General features: G+C 66.5%; 24 protein-coding genes, 1 tRNA gene and 1 other RNA gene. 10 read left to right on the top strand and 16 right to left on the bottom strand.

Annotation, left to right across the window (positions count from 1 at the left end; translation table 11 throughout):
* Positions 1 to 21: 21 nt before the first annotated feature.
* Positions 22 to 420 (bottom strand): PhlB family protein, encoded by a 399-nt coding sequence (locus NKJ34_RS11435; protein WP_253738432.1) that lies wholly within the window; start codon positions 418 to 420, stop codon positions 22 to 24.
* The gene (locus NKJ34_RS11430; RefSeq protein WP_253738431.1) at positions 417 to 1,571 is read right to left on the bottom strand and encodes a thiolase family protein; all 1,155 of its coding nucleotides are present in this window, start codon (positions 1,569 to 1,571) and stop codon (positions 417 to 419) included. Before NKJ34_RS11430 ends, NKJ34_RS11435 begins: the two co-directional genes overlap by 4 nt.
* A gap of 99 nt (positions 1,572 to 1,670) precedes the next feature.
* On the opposite strand from NKJ34_RS11430, the gene NKJ34_RS11425 reads away from it, so the two are divergent.
* Both NKJ34_RS11425 and ffs read left to right on the top strand, forming a co-directional pair.
* Positions 1,671 to 2,084, top strand: coding sequence for a DUF7548 family protein (locus NKJ34_RS11425; RefSeq protein WP_253738430.1), 414 nt, complete (start codon positions 1,671 to 1,673; stop codon positions 2,082 to 2,084).
* A gap of 70 nt (positions 2,085 to 2,154) precedes the next feature.
* Positions 2,155 to 2,466, top strand: an RNA gene (gene ffs / locus NKJ34_RS11420) — signal recognition particle sRNA.
* Between the two features lie 36 nt (positions 2,467 to 2,502).
* Here the strand turns inward: ffs and NKJ34_RS11415 are convergent.
* Positions 2,503 to 3,996, bottom strand: coding sequence for a DUF7125 family protein (locus tag NKJ34_RS11415; RefSeq protein WP_253738429.1), 1,494 nt, complete (start codon positions 3,994 to 3,996; stop codon positions 2,503 to 2,505).
* A 102-nt stretch (positions 3,997 to 4,098) separates the two neighbouring features.
* On the opposite strand from NKJ34_RS11415, the gene NKJ34_RS11410 reads away from it, so the two are divergent.
* Positions 4,099 to 4,359, top strand: coding sequence for a DUF7111 family protein (locus NKJ34_RS11410; RefSeq protein ID WP_253738428.1), 261 nt, complete (start codon positions 4,099 to 4,101; stop codon positions 4,357 to 4,359).
* Between the two features lie 52 nt (positions 4,360 to 4,411).
* Here the strand turns inward: NKJ34_RS11410 and NKJ34_RS11405 are convergent, their stop codons facing one another.
* Positions 4,412 to 5,155, bottom strand: a complete 744-nt coding sequence (locus NKJ34_RS11405; RefSeq protein ID WP_253738427.1) for a protein sorting system archaetidylserine synthase — start codon at positions 5,153 to 5,155, stop codon at positions 4,412 to 4,414.
* Between the two features lie 112 nt (positions 5,156 to 5,267).
* On the opposite strand from NKJ34_RS11405, the gene NKJ34_RS11400 reads away from it, so the two are divergent.
* Entirely contained in the window at positions 5,268 to 5,693 is a 426-nt protein-coding gene (locus tag NKJ34_RS11400; protein WP_253738426.1) for a cupredoxin domain-containing protein, read from the top strand.
* A 45-nt stretch (positions 5,694 to 5,738) separates the two neighbouring features.
* Here NKJ34_RS11400 and NKJ34_RS11395 read toward each other — a convergent pair whose 3' ends face one another.
* The 4 genes from NKJ34_RS11395 to NKJ34_RS11380 are packed head-to-tail and all read right to left on the bottom strand — an operon-like array spanning position 5,739 to position 8,392.
* Positions 5,739 to 6,389: a 30S ribosomal protein S3ae gene (locus NKJ34_RS11395; protein ID WP_253738425.1), complete on the bottom strand. Its 651-nt coding sequence runs from the start codon at positions 6,387 to 6,389 to the stop codon at positions 5,739 to 5,741.
* Positions 6,382 to 6,681, bottom strand: coding sequence for a KEOPS complex subunit Pcc1 (locus NKJ34_RS11390; RefSeq protein ID WP_253738424.1), 300 nt, complete (start codon positions 6,679 to 6,681; stop codon positions 6,382 to 6,384). Before NKJ34_RS11390 ends, NKJ34_RS11395 begins: the two co-directional genes overlap by 8 nt.
* Positions 6,678 to 7,904, bottom strand: a complete 1,227-nt coding sequence (locus tag NKJ34_RS11385; protein ID WP_253738423.1) for an exonuclease RecJ — start codon at positions 7,902 to 7,904, stop codon at positions 6,678 to 6,680. The genes NKJ34_RS11390 and NKJ34_RS11385 overlap by 4 nt, the downstream gene beginning before the upstream one ends.
* 23 nt (positions 7,905 to 7,927) lie before the next feature.
* The gene (locus tag NKJ34_RS11380) at positions 7,928 to 8,392 is read right to left on the bottom strand and encodes a 30S ribosomal protein S15 (protein ID WP_253738422.1); all 465 of its coding nucleotides are present in this window, start codon (positions 8,390 to 8,392) and stop codon (positions 7,928 to 7,930) included.
* A 276-nt stretch (positions 8,393 to 8,668) separates the two neighbouring features.
* Between NKJ34_RS11380 and NKJ34_RS11375 the strand changes: the two genes are divergently transcribed.
* Positions 8,669 to 8,740, top strand: a tRNA-Ala gene (locus NKJ34_RS11375).
* A 127-nt stretch (positions 8,741 to 8,867) separates the two neighbouring features.
* Here the strand turns inward: NKJ34_RS11375 and NKJ34_RS11370 are convergent.
* From NKJ34_RS11370 to NKJ34_RS11335, 8 genes are all read right to left on the bottom strand, one after another.
* Complete coding sequence (locus NKJ34_RS11370) at positions 8,868 to 9,113, bottom strand: DUF5816 domain-containing protein (RefSeq protein WP_253738421.1); 246 nt, start codon at positions 9,111 to 9,113, stop codon at positions 8,868 to 8,870.
* Positions 9,114 to 9,141: 28 nt separating this feature from the next.
* On the bottom strand, positions 9,142 to 9,504 hold the full coding sequence (locus NKJ34_RS11365) for a HesB/IscA family protein (RefSeq protein ID WP_253738420.1): 363 nt from the start codon (positions 9,502 to 9,504) through the stop codon (positions 9,142 to 9,144).
* A 93-nt stretch (positions 9,505 to 9,597) separates the two neighbouring features.
* Positions 9,598 to 10,866 carry a histidinol dehydrogenase gene (hisD, locus tag NKJ34_RS11360; protein ID WP_253738419.1) on the bottom strand — a complete coding sequence of 423 codons (1,269 nt, stop codon included), beginning with the start codon at positions 10,864 to 10,866 and terminating at the stop codon, positions 9,598 to 9,600.
* Between the two features lie 54 nt (positions 10,867 to 10,920).
* Entirely contained in the window at positions 10,921 to 11,919 is a 999-nt protein-coding gene (locus NKJ34_RS11355) for a cytochrome d ubiquinol oxidase subunit II (RefSeq protein WP_253738418.1), read from the bottom strand.
* A complete protein-coding gene (locus tag NKJ34_RS11350; protein WP_256488732.1) occupies positions 11,912 to 13,369 on the bottom strand; it encodes a cytochrome ubiquinol oxidase subunit I in 1,458 nt (485 codons plus the stop codon). Before NKJ34_RS11350 ends, NKJ34_RS11355 begins: the two co-directional genes overlap by 8 nt.
* A gap of 167 nt (positions 13,370 to 13,536) precedes the next feature.
* A complete protein-coding gene (locus tag NKJ34_RS11345; RefSeq protein WP_253738416.1) occupies positions 13,537 to 13,941 on the bottom strand; it encodes a helix-turn-helix domain-containing protein in 405 nt (134 codons plus the stop codon).
* Positions 13,942 to 14,076: 135 nt separating this feature from the next.
* Entirely contained in the window at positions 14,077 to 15,084 is a 1,008-nt protein-coding gene (locus tag NKJ34_RS11340) for a sulfite exporter TauE/SafE family protein (protein WP_253738583.1), read from the bottom strand.
* A 28-nt stretch (positions 15,085 to 15,112) separates the two neighbouring features.
* Positions 15,113 to 15,277, bottom strand: coding sequence for a DUF7512 family protein (locus NKJ34_RS11335; RefSeq protein WP_253738415.1), 165 nt, complete (start codon positions 15,275 to 15,277; stop codon positions 15,113 to 15,115).
* A gap of 326 nt (positions 15,278 to 15,603) precedes the next feature.
* On the opposite strand from NKJ34_RS11335, the gene NKJ34_RS11330 reads away from it, so the two are divergent.
* The 5 genes from NKJ34_RS11330 (at position 15,604) to NKJ34_RS11310 (ending at position 18,891) form a co-directional block, all read left to right on the top strand.
* A complete protein-coding gene (locus NKJ34_RS11330; protein WP_253738414.1) occupies positions 15,604 to 16,449 on the top strand; it encodes a universal stress protein in 846 nt (281 codons plus the stop codon).
* 70 nt (positions 16,450 to 16,519) lie between these two features.
* On the top strand, positions 16,520 to 16,864 hold the full coding sequence (gene trxA / locus NKJ34_RS11325; RefSeq protein WP_253738413.1) for a thioredoxin: 345 nt from the start codon (positions 16,520 to 16,522) through the stop codon (positions 16,862 to 16,864).
* Between the two features lie 43 nt (positions 16,865 to 16,907).
* The gene (locus tag NKJ34_RS11320; RefSeq protein WP_253738412.1) at positions 16,908 to 18,020 is read left to right on the top strand and encodes an aminotransferase class V-fold PLP-dependent enzyme; all 1,113 of its coding nucleotides are present in this window, start codon (positions 16,908 to 16,910) and stop codon (positions 18,018 to 18,020) included.
* The gene (locus tag NKJ34_RS11315) at positions 18,017 to 18,289 is read left to right on the top strand and encodes a DUF7967 family protein (protein WP_253738411.1); all 273 of its coding nucleotides are present in this window, start codon (positions 18,017 to 18,019) and stop codon (positions 18,287 to 18,289) included. Before NKJ34_RS11320 ends, NKJ34_RS11315 begins: the two co-directional genes overlap by 4 nt.
* Before the next feature lie 38 nt (positions 18,290 to 18,327).
* A complete protein-coding gene (locus NKJ34_RS11310) occupies positions 18,328 to 18,891 on the top strand; it encodes a class I SAM-dependent methyltransferase (RefSeq protein ID WP_253738410.1) in 564 nt (187 codons plus the stop codon).
* The last annotated feature ends 6 nt before the right edge of the window (positions 18,892 to 18,897 follow it).

The following is an 18,897-nucleotide window of genomic DNA, read 5'->3' as shown; positions in this document are numbered from 1 at the left end:
TAGCCGTGGGTGCGGTCAGTGCTACTCGACGGGGCGGAACCGGTAGCCGTCCCACGCTTGGCTCTCGGGCTCGCGGATGCCCGCGCCGGGCTCCCGGAGTTCCTCCGCGTAGACGGGTTCGACGGTGTCACCGATCTCGATGTCGTCGGTCGTCAGCTGGCCGATCGCCCGCACCGGTTCGCCGTCGACGTCGAACTCCACGATTGCGAGGGAGTTCGGCTCCCGGACGCCCGGCGGCGTCGCCGTCGACGTGGTCCACGTGATCAGCGTCGCGGGGTACTCGCTGAGGTCGACCGTCTCCACCGGCTCGTTGCCGTCCGGGCCGACCGGATGAGTCGGGTACAGAATACTGCCGTCGGGGTAGCGGGCGGCCTCCATCGGCGGCTGTTCGTCCGTGTCGCTGGTCTCGGTGTCGCTCATTGGGCTGCCTCCATGATCGTCGTAATCACACAGTTGCCGAACCCACCCACGTTACACGCGAGGCCGGTTTCGGCCTCGACCTGTCGCGGGCCGGCCTCGCCGAGCAGTTGTTTGTACACCTCGTAGACCTGTGCGACCCCGCTTGCGCCGAGGGGGTGGCCCTTCGACTTGAGGCCGCCGGAGGTGTTGATTGGCAGTTCGCCGTCCCGGTCGGTGATCCCCTCCTCGACGGCTTTCCAGCCCTCGCCCTGCTCGAAGAAGCCCAATCCCTCCGACTGGAGGAACTCAAGGATCGTGAACATGTCGTGGAGTTCGGCCATGTCGATGTCCTCGGGGCCGAGGCCGGCCATCTCGTAGGCTGCCTGCCCGGAGTCGACGACGCCGCCCATCACGGTCGGGTCGGCCCGCTCGTGGACGACGTGGGTGTCGGTCGCCCCGCCGATGCCGGCGATCGTCACGTAGTCGTCAGTGTACTCGGCGGCGACCGACTCGGGACACAACAGCAGCGCGGCCGAGCCGTCGGTGATCGGACAGAAGTCGTACAGTCTGAGGGGGTCGGCGATGATCGGCGACTCCATGACGGTTTCGAGGTCGACTTCCTTCTGGAACTGCGCGTGGGGGTTGTCGACGCCGTTTTTGTGGTTCTTGACCGCGACTTTGGCGAGACTCTCCCGGGGGGCGTCGTGGACGTGGAGGTAGCGCCGGGCGGTGAGCCCCGCAAAGGAGGGGAGGGTGACGCCGTGTTTGTACTCGGCGGGGTGGGTGAGCGAGGCGATCACGTCGGTGGCTTCGGCGGTCGACCGGTGGGTCATCTTCTCGCCGCCGATCAGGAGTGTGAGGTCGCTGGCTCCGGAGGCGACCGACTGCCACGCGCCGTAGACGCCCGCGCCGCCCGAGGAACTGGTCTGGTCGATCCGGGCGGTGTAGGCCGGGATGGCGTTGAGGTCGTGGGCGACCGCGTTGGCGATGCCGGTCTGGCCCTCGAACTCGCCGCTGGCCATGTTCGATACGTACAGGTGGTCGACCGCGGAGCCCTCGATCCCGGCGTCGTCCAGACAGGCTTCGCCGGCCTCCGCGAGCAACTCGCGGATCCACGCCTCCCGCTGGCCGAACTGGGTCATCGACGCCCCGATGATCGCAACACGTTCCATACCCCCTCTGGTGGTGGCCAGCCGCTTACCGATTTCCCTTCCGCCGGCCCCCGGACCGCTCTCGGGTCTTTTAATGTCCTCGTCGACCGAACGTCGTGTATGGACCGGACACGGATCGCTCCCTACCTCGGAGCCCTCGGCAGTCTCGTTCTCGCGGTCGTCCTGTCGGCCCCCTACGTCCTGATCAACACCCAACCCCAACTGCTGGCCGACTACTACGGGGCCGGCCCGCTGGGGGTCACCGGGGCAATTTTCCTTGCGACCCTCGGCGTCGTGATCTTCCTCTCGAGCGTTCGCGGCCGGGCCGATCCCGAACTCGTCGCCGGGATCATGCTCGTCGTCGGCGTGGCGATCTTTGGACTGACGGTACTCTGGGCGGTCTCTATCGACTCGACGCTGCTGTTCAGTTTCCCCTCGGACGCGGCGTGGATCGAGTCCCACCGCTGGCTGAGCCTCGCGGCCAGTGCCGTCGTCGCCGCTGCCGCCGCCGCGTATGCGGCCGCCGTCTACTGATTTTTCGGCCGCAAGATTTCGGGTGCTGCCCCGGAGACGAAAGGCCCTTAAGTGCAAGTGGACTACCGAAGGATGGACTAGGTCGGGCAGGTAGGCCCTGCCCCCCGCCCGTGAGACAGTCTTTAGCGGGGACCGAACGCCGAGTGCGTCGGGTCGACCGGCGCAGGCCTCGGACGCCAACGTCGAAACCTCGTCCACCGGGGACAGTGGTCCGGTGTCCTCACCCGCAGGGGTGTTAGACACCGGTTTACCGGCGGTAGTGGGTCAGGCGCGGAAGCGAGCAGCCCACCGCTGGACACCCGTCGCTCGTTGGATCGCGGGGTGGAGGAGGCAACCGGGATTCCCTGCGCCCGGAACGCTCGGCAACCTCGGCCGTCCGCCATTCATACCGTTTTCACCCGGCCAGCCACCGGTACCGCTACTCCGAGGAGTCGTAGAGGTGACTGCCGGCGGGCATCTCCACGCGAACGTAGGGCGGTTCGTCCAGCGGATTGAGCAGGCCGGTCGACCCGACGTTGCCGGTCGGCGACTTCCGGAGGGTGAGATACCTGACGCCCTCGCTGTTCTGGGTGGTTTCGATGATCTGTTCTGCCGAGTCCCGGTAGAAGGCCGCGACCTCGTCGCAGACCAACTCGGGATTCAGGAGGTGGATCAACAGCTCCGACTCGTCGAGGAAGCGTAGCTCCTCGGCGTACCGCAGGCTGCGGGCATCCTCGCTCCCGAGGGTGTGGGCGACCGCGGTCGCCCCTTCGATGGTGATCCAGTCGCCGTCACACCGGTTGTCGATGGCCGCGAACTGTTCGCTGGCCGCCTCGACGCTCGCTGCCTGCGGGTAGACGTTGGGATGGTCGGTGTCCCAGCCGTCGATCTGGTCGATCACGAACAGCCGGTCGTCGTCGAGTAGCGTCGACAGCGAGCGGTCGAACCGATCGAGCAGCCGGTCGAGCCGGCGCTGCTGGAGGTCGAGGGTCGGCACCAGCGCGATCGACAGCCCGGCATCGATCACCGTCTCCATGAGGGTGCCGACGAGTTCGTTGAGTGTCGTCCGACTGTCGTGGGTCAGGAGGCTGCCGGCCCCTCGGACCAGTCCCCCGCCGGCCAGCTGATCGAGGCCGTCGATCCCCGTCGGCACCAGCCGTCGATCGGGAAGCGTCGTCAGATGGTTCCGCTGGCGCGGCGAGGCCGTCAGCCGATCGTTCCGCACCGTGAGTTCGACCCGCCGACGGTCGTGGTCGACGCCGCGCATCTTCGGCACCGAGAGGAACCGCCGGGGGTTGTCCTCGATGGCATCGGTTTCGAGCTTGATGACGCCGTGGGCGGTAAACTGCAGGACGTCACCCCGCCGGTCGCCGGGGTAGTCCTCGGCGGTGAACATCGTCGTCGCCTCCATCTCGTCGCTGAAAAACCGAATGAGGTCGAACACGAGCCGGCGGTAGCGCTCGATATCCTCGGTGATCACCGCCAGCCCGGAGGTGCTGTCGAACACCACCCGGTCGCAGGGCCGGTAGTTCCGGAGGTGGTCCTCGATGTACGAGCCGGTAAAGGGGGCGTCGAACCCACGGTTGAGCCACTCGTTTTCCTCCTGTGTCTGGAGGGTGTAGGTGTCGTTTTCCTCGATCGTCTCCCCGCGCCGAGCGTGGATCGTCGCGTAGTCGAGTCGGTCGTGGTCGAGATCGAAATCGAACCCCGAAAAGGCGGCTTTCAGCTCCTCGATCGTCTGTTCGGTGCTGACGTACAGACACTGCTCGCCCGCGGCGAGGCCGGCCTGCAGGAACTGCATCCCGAGGGTCGACTTCCCCGTGCCCGGCCCCCCGGTGACGAGTGTGGCCCTGTTCCGGGGGAGCCCCCCACCGAGCATCCCATCGAGAACCTCGACGCCCGTCGAAGCGGGCTCCGTCGGTGTTCGTTGCATTTAGTTAGTGATAGAGTACCACAGGGGGCGTGTAAATTCTTTCCATCCGATGTGTTCCGCGCCGACCGACAGCTTCGATTACCCGGCGGTCCTACTAGGAGTATGGTCGACGAGACGATCGAGGCCGACTACCACGAGACCGACGGCGAGCGCCGACTGCGGTTCGCCCGCGACGGGCAAACTGCTGTCGTCGCCCAGAACATCGACGGCTACGCGATGGTCGCCGTCCGACGGAACGCTACCGGCACCGAACTCGAACGCTACTACGGCTTCGATATGGCGCTGGACCACGCCGCCGAACTGTTGGGCGTCGACCCCGCGGCGCTGCCGGTCCCCGACGAGGCCGCCGATATGGGCATGTAGGCGGTTGCTACTTTTGCTTGACGGATCGGTAGTCAGTGACTACTACGGTCGGCTACACGCCCCGGAACAGGAACCGGAGCCGATCGCTGTCGAGGCCGTCCCGCCAGTAGAACCGGGGGGCCAACGAGAGGTACGCGAGGGCGAGAAACAGCAGCGCGAAGGCGAACACCCGGCCGTAGTAGCCCGACAGCAGGATTGCCAGCGCCTGGACGATCCCCATCACCAGCGCGTCTTGGGCGTGGAGGTCCGGGTAGGTGATCGTCGACACCATCAGCGCGGCGAGGATGCCGACCAGCGGCACGAGCAGTTCGGGGGCCGTGTAACCCGCCAGCACCGCCGCCGCGAGGATTGTCGCCGCTAGCGTGGTCTGGACGCCCTCGGTCTCGGCGAGTTCGGTATCGTAAGCGGTGTACATCCCGAGCCGGGTGACCGCCATCGCCACGAACACTGCCGGGACGAGAAATCCGGCACCGAGGACGACGGGGTCGGCCAGCAACAGTGTCAGGTCCGCAGTTGGCATCCACTGGTCGACGACGACGGCGACGACGAGGATGGCCGGCGCGACGCCGAACGAGGCCACGTCGGCCAGCGAGTCGAGATACGGGCCGACCGGCGTCCCGCCGCGGTAGCGGGCGACCACTCCATCGAGTGCGTCGGCGATCGCGCCCAGCAAGATTAGGCGGGCCGCAAGGTCGATGTCGACTAACGCGACGGCCGCGGCTAGAAAGCCGAGGGCGGCGTTGGCGACCGTCACCGCATCGGCCAGCCCCAGCCGGCCGACGAACCGCGGTTGCATGGTTGTCGGTCGGAGGGGGGCGGTTTACGCTTTTATGTTCTCCGGATCGCCGATGTCGGCGGGGCCCCGGTGAAACCGCACGCCTATATGTCCGACGACCCTACAAACCGGTATGCAGGAGGCACGTTCTCGCCGGGCGTTTCTCGCCGCCGCTGGCACCACCGGAACCGTCGGGCTGGCCGGCTGTCTCGGGCTTTTCGAGGCCGACGACTACGACATCGGGATGACCGCAGTCGCCTTCCAGCCGGAGACGCTTACCGTCTCGGCCGGGTCGACAGTCGTCTGGAAAAACACCAGTAGCCGGGCCCACACTATCACCGCCTACGAGGGGACGCTCCCCGAGGGGACGGCCTTCTTTGCGACCGGCGGCTACGAGTCGGAGACTGCCGCCCGCGAGGCCTGGCAGTCCGAGGGAGAGGGGATCGTCTCGACTGGCGAGACGTTTTCCCACACCTTCGAGGTGCCAGGCGAGTACGGCTACGTCTGTCTTCCCCACGAGACAAGCGGGATGGTCGGCACCATCGAAGTCACCGAATAGCTGTCGCTGGTAGCCTGTGAACAAAAATCGAATCGGGAGCGCCAGCTAGTCGTCGGCGACGTCGTCGGCGACGTCCTCTTCGTCGACGTCGACGGCCGTGGCTTCCTCTTCGGCCAGCTCTTCGGGGCGGGCTTCGAGTTCGAACTTCTGGATCTCCACGCGTCGCAGCGGGTAGATCGTCTTGGCCTCGCCGTAGATCGCCGAGGAGAGTCGACCCTCGATGACGCTGTCACCGAGTTCTTCGAAGCTGCGTTCCTCGGCAGCTTCTTTGACGAGATCGATCATCACGCGGCGGATGGCGTGTTCCTGGCTGTTGTCGGCCTTCTTTGTGGTGAAGGCGACGGGCTGGAGTTTCACGCGGTAGTCGTCGGTGGTGACGACCGTGATCGTCGCGGCGGCCTTCGAGGCCCCGCGGCGGACGAGACTCCGCAGGTAGTCACGGGTGAGTTCGTGTTTGATGAACTCCGTGTAGGCGGAATCCGAGCCCACGTCCGTGATCTTGAACGTGAGTTTGGTGTTGTTCGCCCCGGCGTCGTTGTTGATGTCGCCGAGGGTGGTCTCGATCGTGCGACCGATGACCTGGTTCGGTTCTTCGGCGATGGTCGAGCCGATCTCCGCCCGGTCGAACTGCTCGGGGGCGAAAATCGTGTACCATCGCTTGCCTTGCTTCTGCTTGGTTACTGATCGTTCACTCATGATGTAGTGTGTCGTCTGTCGGTTGGTCGGCTGCTGTACTGCTGTTGGCCTCGCGCTCGGTGACGGCCTCGATGACCGCCTGCGCGACGCCGAGGTTTACGACGTAGTCGTCGACTGTCGTCCCGAGTCCACCAGTGGTCTCGCGTTCGATTTCGGTCCGAACCGCCGTGCCCTCGATCGAGGTTACCATCGAATCGGTGTTGTCCGGTTCGACCGCTGCCGCCACCCACTCGGCGCGGGTCGGCGTGGCATGGTCGGTCCGAAGCGTTGCCGTTCGTGGCTCGTCGGTCATGCGAGGGCCTCCCTGATCGCGGCGATGAGGTCGCCGTCCGACACGTCGCCGTCGACCGAGAGCGTCGCCTGTGTCGGCGTCCCACCGGCGGTGCCACCGAACTCGGTGGCGACCGAGGCGAACGCGTCGGCGAGCCCCTGTGGGTCGTCGGCTGCGGCCGCGGCGGCCGCATGCCGCTGGCCGTCGACCGGCTCTGCGGTCACGGCGAGTGCGACCGGCTCCGGCGAGCGGAACTGGGCGGCGAGTCGAGCGACCGTCGGCAAGACGGCCGGGCGGTCGGCGTCGACCCGCAGGACGAAGACGCCCTCGTATCGGCCGGCGGTCGGCTCATCGAGGGCGGCGTGGGCGCCACTCGCGTGGTCGCGCCACGTCTCTAGTGCCTCGTCGGTGATGCCGGGCGTGCCGAGGGCGAGGCTGATCGCTAGCCCCGGTGTCTCGGCGGCCAGTGCGCCGAGCACGTCGGCGTAGCCGCCCAGCGTGGCGAACGGGCCGTTCGGTGTGGCGTACGGTCGCAGTGCGGTTTCGACCGCTTCGGCGGCCGCTGGCGTCGACGGCTCGGCGGTCGACGTTTCGACGGCGACCGCCGAGGCGAGCCGCATCCGGGCGTCTTCGTCGGCGTCAGCCGCGTCGGCCGGGCAGTCGAGGTCCGTGAGGAGTCCCTCGGCGGCGTCGACGTCACCCGAAAACGGCGCGCTGAACAGCGTCGAGTGGGCCAGCCCCTCGGCTAGCTCCGCGGTCGGAACCGCGAGGCCGGGGCGGCGCTCGACGAGACCGGACTGCTCGGCGGTTTCGAGGAGGCCGCCGCTGCCGTCGGTGCCGGGCAGTGACCCCGCCGCGATCGTGCCCGCGAGTGCGAGCAGCGGGTCGGGATCGACGCCGAGTTCGTGGCTCACGGCGGCCGCAACCACGCTGGCCGGTCGACTGTCGTCGGCCGGCGGGACGGCGTGGTCGGCGGCATCTCTCCGGCCCTGCGTGACGAGCACCGTTCGACTGTCGTCGACGGGCTCGGTTTCGGGGGCCGAAAGATCGCCGGTCGGATCGTCGGAGACGTGGATCTGGAACGGGACGCTCCGTGCGCGGAGCGCGACCGCCAAGAGCCCTGCGGCGGCGAGGCTGTCGCCGTCGGCGTGGCCGTAGACCCGGACGAACGGCGCTGACGCTAGCGCGGTCGCCAGCGTGGCTGCGGCCTCGGGGTCGACGGGCTGGGCGTGGGTCTCCGACATGGGCTTCTGGTGGTGTGGCTCGGTTACTCGAGGAGTTCGACGGCGTTGTCGTAGCTGTATTTGAACTCCTCGTCGAGTTCGTCACCGCGGTAGTAGTCGACGAGGCGTCGGATCTTGGACTCCGTGTTCTGGAGTGCGCGTTTGTTCTGGTGGTCCTGTCCGTTCTCCTCGACGTGCTCGCGGAGCCCGATGGCGCGCTCCATGAGCTGTCGGAGGTCTTCCGGGATCTCGGGGGCTGCATCGTGGTCCTCGAGGATTTCGGTGACCTTCTTGCCGGTCGCCAGTTTGACGTTCGGGACGGGGACGCCTTTGACGCCCTCGTCGCGCAGTTTGAGGCCGATGACGCTGGGGTCGTGGCCCTGTTCGGCGAGTTCGACGACGCGGCTTTCGATCGCCTCGCTGTCGAGGTTACTCCACTCCGGTGGTTCGTCTGTCGCCGGGCGGTCCGATCCGGACGAGCCGCGACGACGGGTATGCATTCGTGCCATTGTCTGAATTGGAACGGCACAGGCCGCAAAACGACGTGTCTGGCAGTCCCGCGATAGGGTCGACTTCGTCGACCGCCACCGGGGGCTGGCAGCGCACTGTCGCAATCCCAAGCCCCGAGGGGCGAGTCAGAGTTACGACTGTGCTGTTCCCACCGATATCTGGTCGACGCGGGCGTTAAGGGTTTTCTATTCCGCGGTGGTGTGTCGTCGACTGACTCGCCGGTATCGAGTCGAAGGCCTTAATAATAGAACCGGGAAAGGGTCTGATGCGAACGAGGGCTCGTAGATCAGTGGTAGATCACCCCCCTGGCACGGGGGAGGCCGCGGGTTCAAATCCCGCCGAGTCCACTCACCTCTCTTCGTTCGGCTCGTTCCCTCGACTTACTCCCACTCGCTCACTGCGCTCGCTCGCGGGAATCCCGCCGAGCCCGTTTCTCCCGGTTGATTTCTTGAAGCAGTATCTGATACTGAACCGTTACTCGTGGGCAGCGTCCCACTCCTCGGGTTTCCGAACGTTGGGGCACTGGTTGCAGACGATCCGCCCCATCGTGTCCATCGCGTTGTCGACGGTCCCACAGTTCCCACACCGATACCCCCATCGCTCGGCGGCGTCGGCGTCGGCATACACTACGTAAAAGGGTCCTTCGGAGCCGCGTTCGGTTTCGTCGTGGTCGACGTAGAGGGTGCCCGCGTCGTCGTCGGTGATCGCTTCGAGATCCATACAGGCCCCAACCACTGCGCCGGACTTATTACGTCCGGAAACTCTCGCCGCAGCCGCACTCGGAGACGACGTTGGGGTTTTCGACGTGGAACCCCGCCGCCTGCAGGCCATCCTCGTACTCCAGCCGACTCCCGCCGATGTACTCCTGACTGGCGGGGTCGACGAACACCCGGAGGCCGTGGTGGACCGTCACCGTGTCGTCGGCCTCGGGTTCGGTGTCGAAGCGCATCCCGTACGAGAGTCCCGCACAGCCGCCCTGCTGTACGAACAGCCGGAGCCCGCCGACCTCGGGATCCATCCCCTCGCTGTCCATCAGCGCCAGCGCCTCCTCGGCGGCCGCCGCCGACACCTCGACGACTGCCTCGCTGCCGTCGACCGTTCCAGTGCTCATATCTCCCAATCGTTGGCCAAGCCTGTTAACTGTGACGACAGAACGTAACCGAATCGAGTTGCAACGACCGGCCGACGCTGCGGGTGCCGGTAGCTATTCGAACCGCCGCCGGACGCTCTCGGCGTGGGCCTCCAGCCCCTCGGCGTCGGCGAGCGTCGTGATCGTCTCCGAGAGGTCATCGAGGCTCGACTCGTCAAGCCGCTGGACCGTCGTCGACCGGAGGAAGGCGTCGACCGACAGCCCGCCGAACCGCTTGGCCCCGCCGTTGGTCGGCAGCACGTGGTTGGTGCCCGAGGCGTAGTCGCCGGCCGCCACGGGTGTGTAGGGGCCGAGGAAGACGCTGCCCGCGGAGTCGATCCGGTCGAGCAGCGCCTCGTCGTCGTCGGCCTGAATCGAGAGGTGTTCGGCCGCGTACTCCTCGGCAAACAGCACGGCCTCGGACATCGAGCGGGCCACCAGCACGCCGCTGGCGTCGTTGTCGAGGGCCGACTCGATGATCTCGCTCCGCTCGCGGCCTGCGACCTGTTCGTCGACCGCCTCACAGATCGCCTCGGCGGTCGCCTCGTCGTCGGTCACCGCGACGACCGATGAGTTGGGGTCGTGTTCGGCCTGTGCGATCAGGTCACTGGCGACGAACGCGGGGTCGGCCGTCTCGTCGCAGACGACGAGCACCTCGCTCGGCCCCGCCAGAAAGTCGATCTCCACGTCGCCCCGGACCTCAGCTTTGGCGGCGGTGACCCACTTGTTGCCGGGGCCGACGATCGTGTCGACCGCGTTGACGGTCTCGGTGCCGTAGGCCAGCGCAGCGACGGCCTGTGCGCCGCCGGCGGCGTAGACCGCGTCCGCGCCCGCCTCGTGGGCGGCGGCGAGGGTAACGGGGTTGATGGGCTCGGCCGGTGGGGTGGCGACGGCGACGTGGTTGACGCCCGCGATCTTGGCGGGGATGATGCCCATCAACACGCTGGAGGGGTAGGCGGCGGTGCCGCCCGGCGCGTAGACGCCGACGCGTTCGATGGGGCGGAACCGCCGGCCCAGCTCGCGGTCGCCGAACGTCTCGCGCCAGTCGTCCGGCACTTGTCGCTCGTGGAACGCACGGATGTTGTCGGCCGCCTCGCCGATCGCATCGAGCACCGCGTCGTCGACGTCCTCGTGGGCGCGCTCGGCGAGGTCGGTCACATCGAGGTTGCCGACCTCGACGTCGTCGAACTCGGCGGCGAGTTCGCGGAGGGCGACGTCACCCTCCCGGCGGACGCGGTCGACGATCTCGGCGGCGTCGCTTCGGGCCGATTCGATCCCGGCATCGCGCTCGAAGAAGGCCACGCGTTCGTCCGGCGAGAGATCCGCAACGGCTCGGTAGTCCATAGGCAGGGTTCGGATGCGCCGCGAAAAACCGTTTCCATCCGGGCAGCCGGGCAGCTACGCGCCGTACCCCTCGCCGTCGATCGGCCCGCCGAAGGTGCTGTAGAGGAACTTGAAGTACCACAGCACGACCAGCAACACCGGCAGCCCCAGGACGCTCGTGAGGTTGAGCGCGAGCGGCGAGACGACGACCGCGTCGATCGTCAGGCCGCTGGCGGGGTAGATCGTCGGGTACAGCAGCGTGGCGACGAGCCCGACCAGCAGGAACGAGAGACCGAACGCCGAGCCGAACCAGAGCTTGTGGCGACCGGCTCTGGCCGCAAGCACTCCCCCGACCCCGAAGACGACGCTGGCGAGGACGACCGCGACCGCCGGCACGGTCAACAACAGCGCCCGGACGTTCGAGGGGTTGAGCCAGTAGACCACGGCCAAGAGGACGACCACGCCGCCGAGGTAGGCCGCCGTCGACGCGCTGCCGTAGCGAACCATGTCGGCGGCCAGTCGGCCGTCGGTTTTGGCGGCGACGAAGGCCGCGCCGCTGATCACACAGAGCGCCACCAGCCCGACGCCGGTCAGCAGGCTCGGGAGGCTGGCGACGGGGGTTCCGAAGATCCAGCTACCGACGAGCATCCCCAGCAGTAGCGGCGTGATCGTGCTGCCGAAGACGAACAGCCGGTCGCAGAGCCGGTGCCACGCGGCGTCGGAGCGCTGCTCGCGGAGTTCGGGGGCGACCCCCCGGAACACCAGCCCCATGACGATGGCGATCGCCAGCAGGTAGTGGTCGCTCAACAGCCGCGAGTAGATCGCCGGGAACGCCGCCAAAAGCGTCGTCCCGAAGGCGATCAGCCACACCTCGTTGGCGTCCCAGATCGGACCGAACGCCGACAGCAGCGTCTCCTTGTCGTGGTCGTCGCGGGTGGCATACAGGATTCCGATCCCGAAGTCCAGCCCGTCGAGGGCGACGTACATCGCCAACGTGAACATGACCACGCCGAACCAGACGGTCGGCAGCGAGTCGACGAAGTAGGCGTCGACCGGGATCAACAGGCTAGTCATCGCCTTTCACCCACGGCATCCGCGGCTGACCGGCCTGATCCTTCTCGCGGACCCCCATCCGTTCGAGTTCGCCCTCGATCATCAGCTTGAGGACGTAGCCGAAGGCGGCCAACAGCGCGATATAGAGGACGACGAACGCCACGAGCGTCCCGGTCGCCTCCGCCCCCGTCAGGGTAGTCGACACGGCGTCGTTCGTTTTGAGGACGTCTTGGATCACCCACGGTTGGCGGCCGATCTCGGTGACGTACCACCCCGTCTCAAGAGCGACGAACCCGAGTGGGCTCGCCAACATCATCGCCTGCAAGTAGCGGGTGCGCTCGGCCAACTGGCCCTTCCGCAGGAGGTTGCCGCCCCACAGCGCCAACCCGATGAACAGGAAGCCGAGCCCGACCATCAGCCGGAACGACCAGAACACCAGCGCCACCGGTGGGTTGTCGTCGTACTCGTGTAAGCCGATGACTTCGGCGTTGAAATCACCCCCGCTGGCGAGGAACGAACCCAGCGCGGGCAGGCTGATCGTAAAGAGGTTGTCCGTCCGCGGATCGGTCAGCGCGTCGGGGCTCTTCGGGATCGCGATCAGATGGAGGTCGGCCTGGCCGGTGTCGTAGTGGGCCTCCATTGCAGCGAACTTCTGCGGTTGCGTATCGGCGACGTGTCGGCCGTAGGCGTCGCCATGGATCGCCTGCAGCGGCGCGGTAATCAAAAGCAAGACGACCGCCATTCGGAGGGCGGTGTTCCAAGCCTTCGAGTCGCGCTTCTGCCAGACCATGTAGGCGGCGATCCCGGCGACAACGAGTGTCACCGAGATCACCGAGGCGTTGATCATGTGGACGTACATCCACGGCATCCGGGGAGTGAAAAACGCCGCCATCGGGTCGGTGAGCTTGGCGATCTCCATCCCGTTGCGCTGGATCAACTCGAAGCCGTCGGGCGTCTGCATCCACGCGTTGACGACGAGGATCCAAAAGCCCGAGAGCCACGCGCCGAAGCCGGTCAACACCGACGACGCCAGATAGGTCCGGTCCGAAACGCGCTCGCGACCGAACAGCAACACCCCGAGGAAGACGGCCTCCAGGAAGAACGCCATCTTCGCCTCGAAGGCCAGCGGGCCACCCATCAGTTCACCGGCGGCCTCCGAGAACACCGGGAAGTTCGTCCCGAACTGGAAGCTCATCGGGATCCCGGTCACCGTCCCCATCACGAACCCGACGGCGAAGACCTTGATCCAGAACTCCCGAAGCCGGGTGTAGGCCGGCTCGTCGCTCCTGATGTCTCGCCACGTGAAGTAGACGATAAACGGCGCCAGTCCGATCGAGAGCGCCGCGAAGATGATGTGGACCGTAATCGTCCATCCGAACTGCGCCCTGCTGGCGAGTTCGGGCGATAACAGCACACTTGCTTGTGCGAGCTGGACCCCACCGCTCAGTATGGTATCGGGTGCGGGTATCATAGACGACTGTTCTTACCCGATATACGGACTCTATCCCTATATACGACTGTGGTACAATTCTCACATCCCGGTAGCGGCCGTACTGCGCCGGTCGACTACCCGTTCGACTGGACAGAATCGACCGAGAAGGAGAAGTTGGAGGGCGGTTGACGCTGGGGCCGTCGCGGTCAGTTCTCGGCGACGACCGCCTGCTCTTCGGCCTCGTCGTACTTGGTGCGGAACTCGCCGATGAGCTGGCCCATCTTGGCGTACCAGTCGTTGAGCATGCGTTGCATGTCGTCGGCGATCTCGTCGGCGTCGATCGGCCGGAAGACGTGGTAGTAGCCGCCCTGATCGTAGTTGACCTGTTCTTTCTGGACGAAGCCGCTGTTGATCAGCCGCTGGACCGACCGGTAGGCCGTCGACCGCTCGCGGTCGACTGCGTCGGCGATCTCGTCTACGGTCAGCGGTTCGTCCCGTTCGGTGAGGACGCCGAAGATCTCCTTGTCGAGGGCTTTCAGCCCGTGGATACACTCCAACAGCCCCTCACACTCCATGTCCTGTTTGAGATACTCGCTCATCGAGTTTGCCATTGTACGTTTCGTTACGACGTCCCGCGGTAAAAATATTTGTATGGTGTGTACAATACTGCCCCAGCCGGACCGGGCGTCGGCGGCCACGCCGGCCGTCAGTTCGCGTCGACCGGGTCGATCCCCGGCGGGAGCGGCTCAGTCGGCGGCGGGTGCCCGCTGGCTGCGGGTCGCCCGGAGGGAGGCGACGGTAGTGTAGACGATCGCGCCGGCGACGACGACCGCCGCGCCGATCACGAGGACGAGCCCGAGAGTCTCCAAAAGCTGGTTGCCGAGGTAAGAGCCGACCTCGCCGATGCCGACCGCCACCGCACCCGCAAGGAGCATCCCGCCGAAGTAGATCTTGATCCCGTCGCTGTCGACGATCGCCGTCGCCGCCGAGCCGATCCGCGCGCCCAGCGCACTGCCGAACAGCAGCGGCGCGACGATCGCGAGGTCGACGCCGCCGCCCTGCCCGTAGAGATAGCTGCCGATCCCGCCGGAGAAGACGATCTCGAAGAGGTCGGTGCCAACCGCGACGGGAACCGGGACGCCGATCGCGTAGATCATCGCGGGCATCCGGATGAAGCCGCCGCCGACGCCGAGGAAGCCCGACAGCAAGCCGGTTGAAAAGGCGACCGCGGTGATCACCCACGCCGAAACCCGAATGTCGCCGCGGAGGGTCACCATCGGTGGAATCCGAACCGTCCGTTGGATCTTCTTTGCGACCTCGGGAATCTCGTACTCCGAGAGGTCCTTGTCGGCGGCCTCGTGGTCGATTCCGCTGCCGCCGTCGCCCTTCAGGGCCTCGCGGGTGACCATCAGTCCGATCCCGCCCAGCAGGACGACGTAGGCGACGCTGATGACGCCGCCGGCCAGCCCGAGTTCTTCGAGATAGTAGACGCTGGCCCGGCCGACTTCGATCCCGATCGTCGTCCCGACGATCATGATCACGCCGAGTTTGTAGTCGACCTGCCCGAGATCGTGGTGTTTCAGCGTCGCGATCACGGCAGTCCCGAAGACGAACGCCATCCCCGAGCCGACCGCGACCGAGGCGTCGTACCCCAACATCAACAACGCAGGCGTGACGAGGAACGACCCACCCATCCCGAAGAACCCGAAGAGGATCCCGACGACCAGTCCGAAGCCGACGAACAGCGCCATCATCTCCGGGGAACTCCCGAAGACGTCGAGGCTACTCAGCACTCGATTCACCCCCGACGAGGAACGCCATCAGTCGCGGCCCCAGAAGCTTTTCCAGCCCGCCGTACCCGACATACAGGACGAACGCTTCGACGAGGATCGCCCCGATCAGCAGCGCCGTCTGTGGGTCCCAGGTCGGCACTTCTAGTCCAGCCATCGGTCGGTGCTCCCTGCCTCCACGATAGTATTTCGGCGATTGTGCATTTCTACTCGCTTCCACGTACCAGCGGAGAGCGTATAACAGTTTTGTCTTCAACGCACAATACTATATTCGCGTAACTCCTCTCCAACCATCCATACGTTATGCGTACCTTTCGGCGGCCAGCATCGGCTGATTCATCGACATGAGAACTGCGGCGCAGCGCATTCGAGCCGGCCGCTCTCGCTGGCCGCCGGCTTTCGTCGCCGACCGGGGGCCGATCGGTCGGGGAGTGGCGGCTCCAAGGGGGAAGTAATATATCCACGACCGCCCAATACTATCCTATGCGAGTTCTGTATGCGACCGACCTGTCGGCAGCCAGCGAGGCCGCGATCGAAAACGAGACCTGTCTGAAGTGTCTCGGCCGGATCGGCGTCGACGAGATGCATCTGTTGACGGTCGTTCCGTCGAACGTCCATGCGGGGATGCCCGGTGTCGACGTCGAACAGCGCCGGCGCGACGCACTCGGGGCCTACGAGCGGGTGTTGACCGACGCCGGCTTCGAGGTCGATTCCAGCGTCGTCCGAGGAACCCCTCACCGGCGGATCACCGGCGTCGCCGAGACGGTCCACGCCGACATGATCCTCGTGGGCTCCCGCGGGAAGAGTCCCCTCGAAAACCGGCTGGTCGGGTCGACGGTCCGGAACCTCGCTCGCACAGCGAGCGTCCCGCTGTTGGTCAACCGGGTCGAACGGGCGACCGACGACCCCGATCACCTCCGGAGCCACCTATTCCAGCGCATGCTGTATGCGACCGACTTCTCGGAGAACGCCGAGCGGGCCTTCGAGCAGTTCTCCCATCTCCGCCATGCGACTCAGGAGGCGACGCTGGTCCACGTCCGGAAACCCAAAGGCCGGGACCTCGACGAGCCGAGCGAGGCCCGCGAGCAGCTCGACGAGCTGGCGTCGACCCTCGACGACTGGGGGATCGAGACCCGCGTCGACATCCGGGAGGGCGACCCCGCAACCCAGATCCTCGCCGCCGAGGCCGACCACGATCCGACGACGATCCTGCTGGGCTCTCGCGGTCGGAGCCGACTCCGCCGACTCCTGTTGGGGAGCGTCTCCGAGCAGATCGTCGCCGAAGCCGCCGGCAACGTCCTGCTCGTGCCGCCGGCCCGCCAGCGCTGATCGATCCGCTTCGGAGTATTGTACATTCTATCCAAAACTGTTATCACGGCGGGGGGCCTACGCGGAGGTGATGAGTTCGAATACGAACGTTGCTCCGGCCGACCCGATCCAGCTTGGTGACTCCGCACAGTTCGATGACGTCGTCGACGACTACGACGTGGTGCTCGTCGACTTCTACGCCGACTGGTGTGGCCCCTGCAAGATGATGGAGCCGACCATCGAGACGCTGGCCGACGAGACCGACGCCGCGGTGTTGAAAGTCGACGTCGACCAGTTCCAGGGCCTCGCCGGTCAGTATCAGGTCCAGGGGATCCCGACTATGTTGGTGTTCGCCGACGGTGAACTCGCCGATCGGATGGTCGGCGCACAGAACGAAGACCAGCTGCGGGGAGCGGTCACCGCACACACGGCCTAGCCGTGGGCGGTTCCATTCGATCGGGCCGGCGGAGTGAGCGTCCGTGACGCCCCGCGAACTCCGCGCTGACGTCCCGGCCTTCGAGGCGTCGACCTACCTCAACTTCGGGGCTCACGGCCCGAGCCCCCGCTACGTCGTTGAGGCCGTCGCGTCGTTCCTCGCCAATCACGAGTACGACGCCGGCAGCGCCGATCCCTACGCGACGGCGTTCGACGCCTACGACCGGGCCCGTGAGCGGATCGCCGGCCTGATCGGGGCCGACGCCGACGAGGTCGCACTCACCGAGAGCACGACCGACGGGATCAACCGGATCGCGAGCGCGATCGACTGGCAACCTGGTGATGTGGTCGTCCGCACCGATCTCGAACACCCTGCAGGCGTCCTGCCATGGCAGCGGCTCGAACGCGAGGGCGTCGACGTCCGCGTCGTCGAAACCGACGGTGGGCGGCTCGACCCCGAGGCGTTCACCGAAGCGGTCGCGGGGGCGCGGCTCGTCTGTTTCAGTGCCGTGACGTGGACCCACGGAACGCGGCTTCCGGTCGGGGAATTGGTCGACATCGCCCGCGAGGCCGGGGCGTTTACGCTGGTCGATGCCGTCCAGGTGCCGGGCCAGCAGCCGATGGACGTCCACGAGTGGGGCGCGGACGCGGTCGCCGCCGCGGGTCACAAGTGGCTGCTCGGCCCGTGGGGCGCGGGGTTCCTCTACGTCGACGACGCGGTTGCTGCCGATCTCGCCCCCCGCGCAGTCGGCTACCGGAGCGTCGAGACGCCAACGGCCGAAGAGTTCGAGTACAAGTCGGGGGCTCGCCGCTTCGAGGTCGGCTCGGCGTCGCCGGCACCACACGTCGGCCTCGCCGAGGCCATCGACGCCATCGAAGAGGTCGGCGTCGACACCATCTCCTCGCGGATCGAATCGCTCACCGACCGGCTGAAGGCCGGTATCGACGACGAGCAACTGTTGAGCCCCCGCAACTACGAGTCCGGGCTCGTGACGATCGCGGTCGACGACCCCGAGTCGACCGTCGAACGGTTCGCCGACGAGAACGTCGTCGTCCGCTCTCTCCCGCATCCCGCGGCGGTTCGGATCTCGGTGCATGGGGTCTCGACAGAGGCCGAAATCGATTCGGTCATCGAGCTGGTAGGGAGTCACCAATGACCGATCCAGTCCGCGTCTGGCTCGTCGAACGAACCTATTCGGACGACGAACAGAACCTGATTATCCTGACCTACGCCACACCGGATGGCGAGCGGGACCTCCGCAAGGAGCGTGCGCTGACGAGTTTCGGCGACCACCGCGAGACGCCGGTCTCCCTCGACGCCGACCCCGACAACCTCGGCGTCGTCGACGATCCGGATCTCCGCGAGCGATACGCTCGCGGGGCGACGACGATGGCCGACCAACACGATCCCGACGATACTTTGTAAGGTGCCGCCTAACTGCCGTACAACGGGACGATTTATAAATGGGATTCCACACGTTCGACGCCGACAAAGCCGACGGACTCGAAGACGCAGCCAGACGGTACCGATCGATCTCGCGGGAGGAGTTGGTCGGTAGCCTCCGACTAACCGGGACCGAGACGGTCGCCGATCTCGGCAGCGGGACCGGCTTCTACACCGACGACGTCGCTCCCTACGCCGACCGGGTGTACGCGGTCGACATCCAACCCGAGATGCACGAGTACTACCGCGAGAAGGGGGTCCCCGAGTCGGTCGACCTCGTCACCAGCGGGATCGAGGAGTTGCCGGTCGAGGCCGATGAACTCGACGCCGCGTTCTCGACGATGACCTACCACGAGTTCGCGGGCGACGACGCGCTGGCCGAACTCGCCCGTGTCGTCCGTCCGGGCGGCCGGCTGGTGGTCTTCGACTGGGCGGCCGACGGCGAGGGCGAGAGCGGACCGCCGCTGGCCGAACGTTACACTGCGAGCGAAGCCGCGGCGGCCCTCGAAGCGGCCGGCTTCGAGATCGAAACCGAACAGTCAAGAGTCGAAACGTTCGTCATCGTCGCGGTTCGGACCGAGTAGTCGGCT

Source organism: Halohasta salina (assembly GCF_024178165.1).
GTDB lineage: Archaea > Halobacteriota > Halobacteria > Halobacteriales > Haloferacaceae > Halohasta > Halohasta salina.
The sequence above is the reverse complement of the archived record's forward strand: the minus strand, read 5'-3'. Positions and strand labels throughout refer to the sequence as shown.

Coding starts and splice junctions, on each gene's coding strand:
- NKJ34_RS11435 (WP_253738432.1), bottom strand. CDS start 420: ATGAGCGACACCGAGACCAGCGACACGGACGAACAGCCGCCGATGGAG.
- NKJ34_RS11430 (WP_253738431.1), bottom strand. CDS start 1,571: ATGGAACGTGTTGCGATCATCGGGGCGTCGATGACCCAGTTCGGCCAG.
- NKJ34_RS11425 (WP_253738430.1), top strand. CDS start 1,671: ATGGACCGGACACGGATCGCTCCCTACCTCGGAGCCCTCGGCAGTCTC.
- NKJ34_RS11415 (WP_253738429.1), bottom strand. CDS start 3,996: ATGCAACGAACACCGACGGAGCCCGCTTCGACGGGCGTCGAGGTTCTC.
- NKJ34_RS11410 (WP_253738428.1), top strand. CDS start 4,099: ATGGTCGACGAGACGATCGAGGCCGACTACCACGAGACCGACGGCGAG.
- NKJ34_RS11405 (WP_253738427.1), bottom strand. CDS start 5,155: ATGCAACCGCGGTTCGTCGGCCGGCTGGGGCTGGCCGATGCGGTGACG.
- NKJ34_RS11400 (WP_253738426.1), top strand. CDS start 5,268: ATGCAGGAGGCACGTTCTCGCCGGGCGTTTCTCGCCGCCGCTGGCACC.
- NKJ34_RS11395 (WP_253738425.1), bottom strand. CDS start 6,389: ATGAGTGAACGATCAGTAACCAAGCAGAAGCAAGGCAAGCGATGGTAC.
- NKJ34_RS11390 (WP_253738424.1), bottom strand. CDS start 6,681: ATGACCGACGAGCCACGAACGGCAACGCTTCGGACCGACCATGCCACG.
- NKJ34_RS11385 (WP_253738423.1), bottom strand. CDS start 7,904: ATGTCGGAGACCCACGCCCAGCCCGTCGACCCCGAGGCCGCAGCCACG.
- NKJ34_RS11380 (WP_253738422.1), bottom strand. CDS start 8,392: ATGGCACGAATGCATACCCGTCGTCGCGGCTCGTCCGGATCGGACCGC.
- NKJ34_RS11370 (WP_253738421.1), bottom strand. CDS start 9,113: ATGGATCTCGAAGCGATCACCGACGACGACGCGGGCACCCTCTACGTC.
- NKJ34_RS11365 (WP_253738420.1), bottom strand. CDS start 9,504: ATGAGCACTGGAACGGTCGACGGCAGCGAGGCAGTCGTCGAGGTGTCG.
- hisD (WP_253738419.1), bottom strand. CDS start 10,866: ATGGACTACCGAGCCGTTGCGGATCTCTCGCCGGACGAACGCGTGGCC.
- NKJ34_RS11355 (WP_253738418.1), bottom strand. CDS start 11,919: ATGACTAGCCTGTTGATCCCGGTCGACGCCTACTTCGTCGACTCGCTG.
- NKJ34_RS11350 (WP_256488732.1), bottom strand. CDS start 13,369: ATGATACCCGCACCCGATACCATACTGAGCGGTGGGGTCCAGCTCGCA.
- NKJ34_RS11345 (WP_253738416.1), bottom strand. CDS start 13,941: ATGGCAAACTCGATGAGCGAGTATCTCAAACAGGACATGGAGTGTGAG.
- NKJ34_RS11340 (WP_253738583.1), bottom strand. CDS start 15,084: ATGATGGCGCTGTTCGTCGGCTTCGGACTGGTCGTCGGGATCCTCTTC.
- NKJ34_RS11335 (WP_253738415.1), bottom strand. CDS start 15,277: ATGGCTGGACTAGAAGTGCCGACCTGGGACCCACAGACGGCGCTGCTG.
- NKJ34_RS11330 (WP_253738414.1), top strand. CDS start 15,604: ATGCGAGTTCTGTATGCGACCGACCTGTCGGCAGCCAGCGAGGCCGCG.
- trxA (WP_253738413.1), top strand. CDS start 16,520: ATGAGTTCGAATACGAACGTTGCTCCGGCCGACCCGATCCAGCTTGGT.
- NKJ34_RS11315 (WP_253738411.1), top strand. CDS start 18,017: ATGACCGATCCAGTCCGCGTCTGGCTCGTCGAACGAACCTATTCGGAC.
- NKJ34_RS11310 (WP_253738410.1), top strand. CDS start 18,328: ATGGGATTCCACACGTTCGACGCCGACAAAGCCGACGGACTCGAAGAC.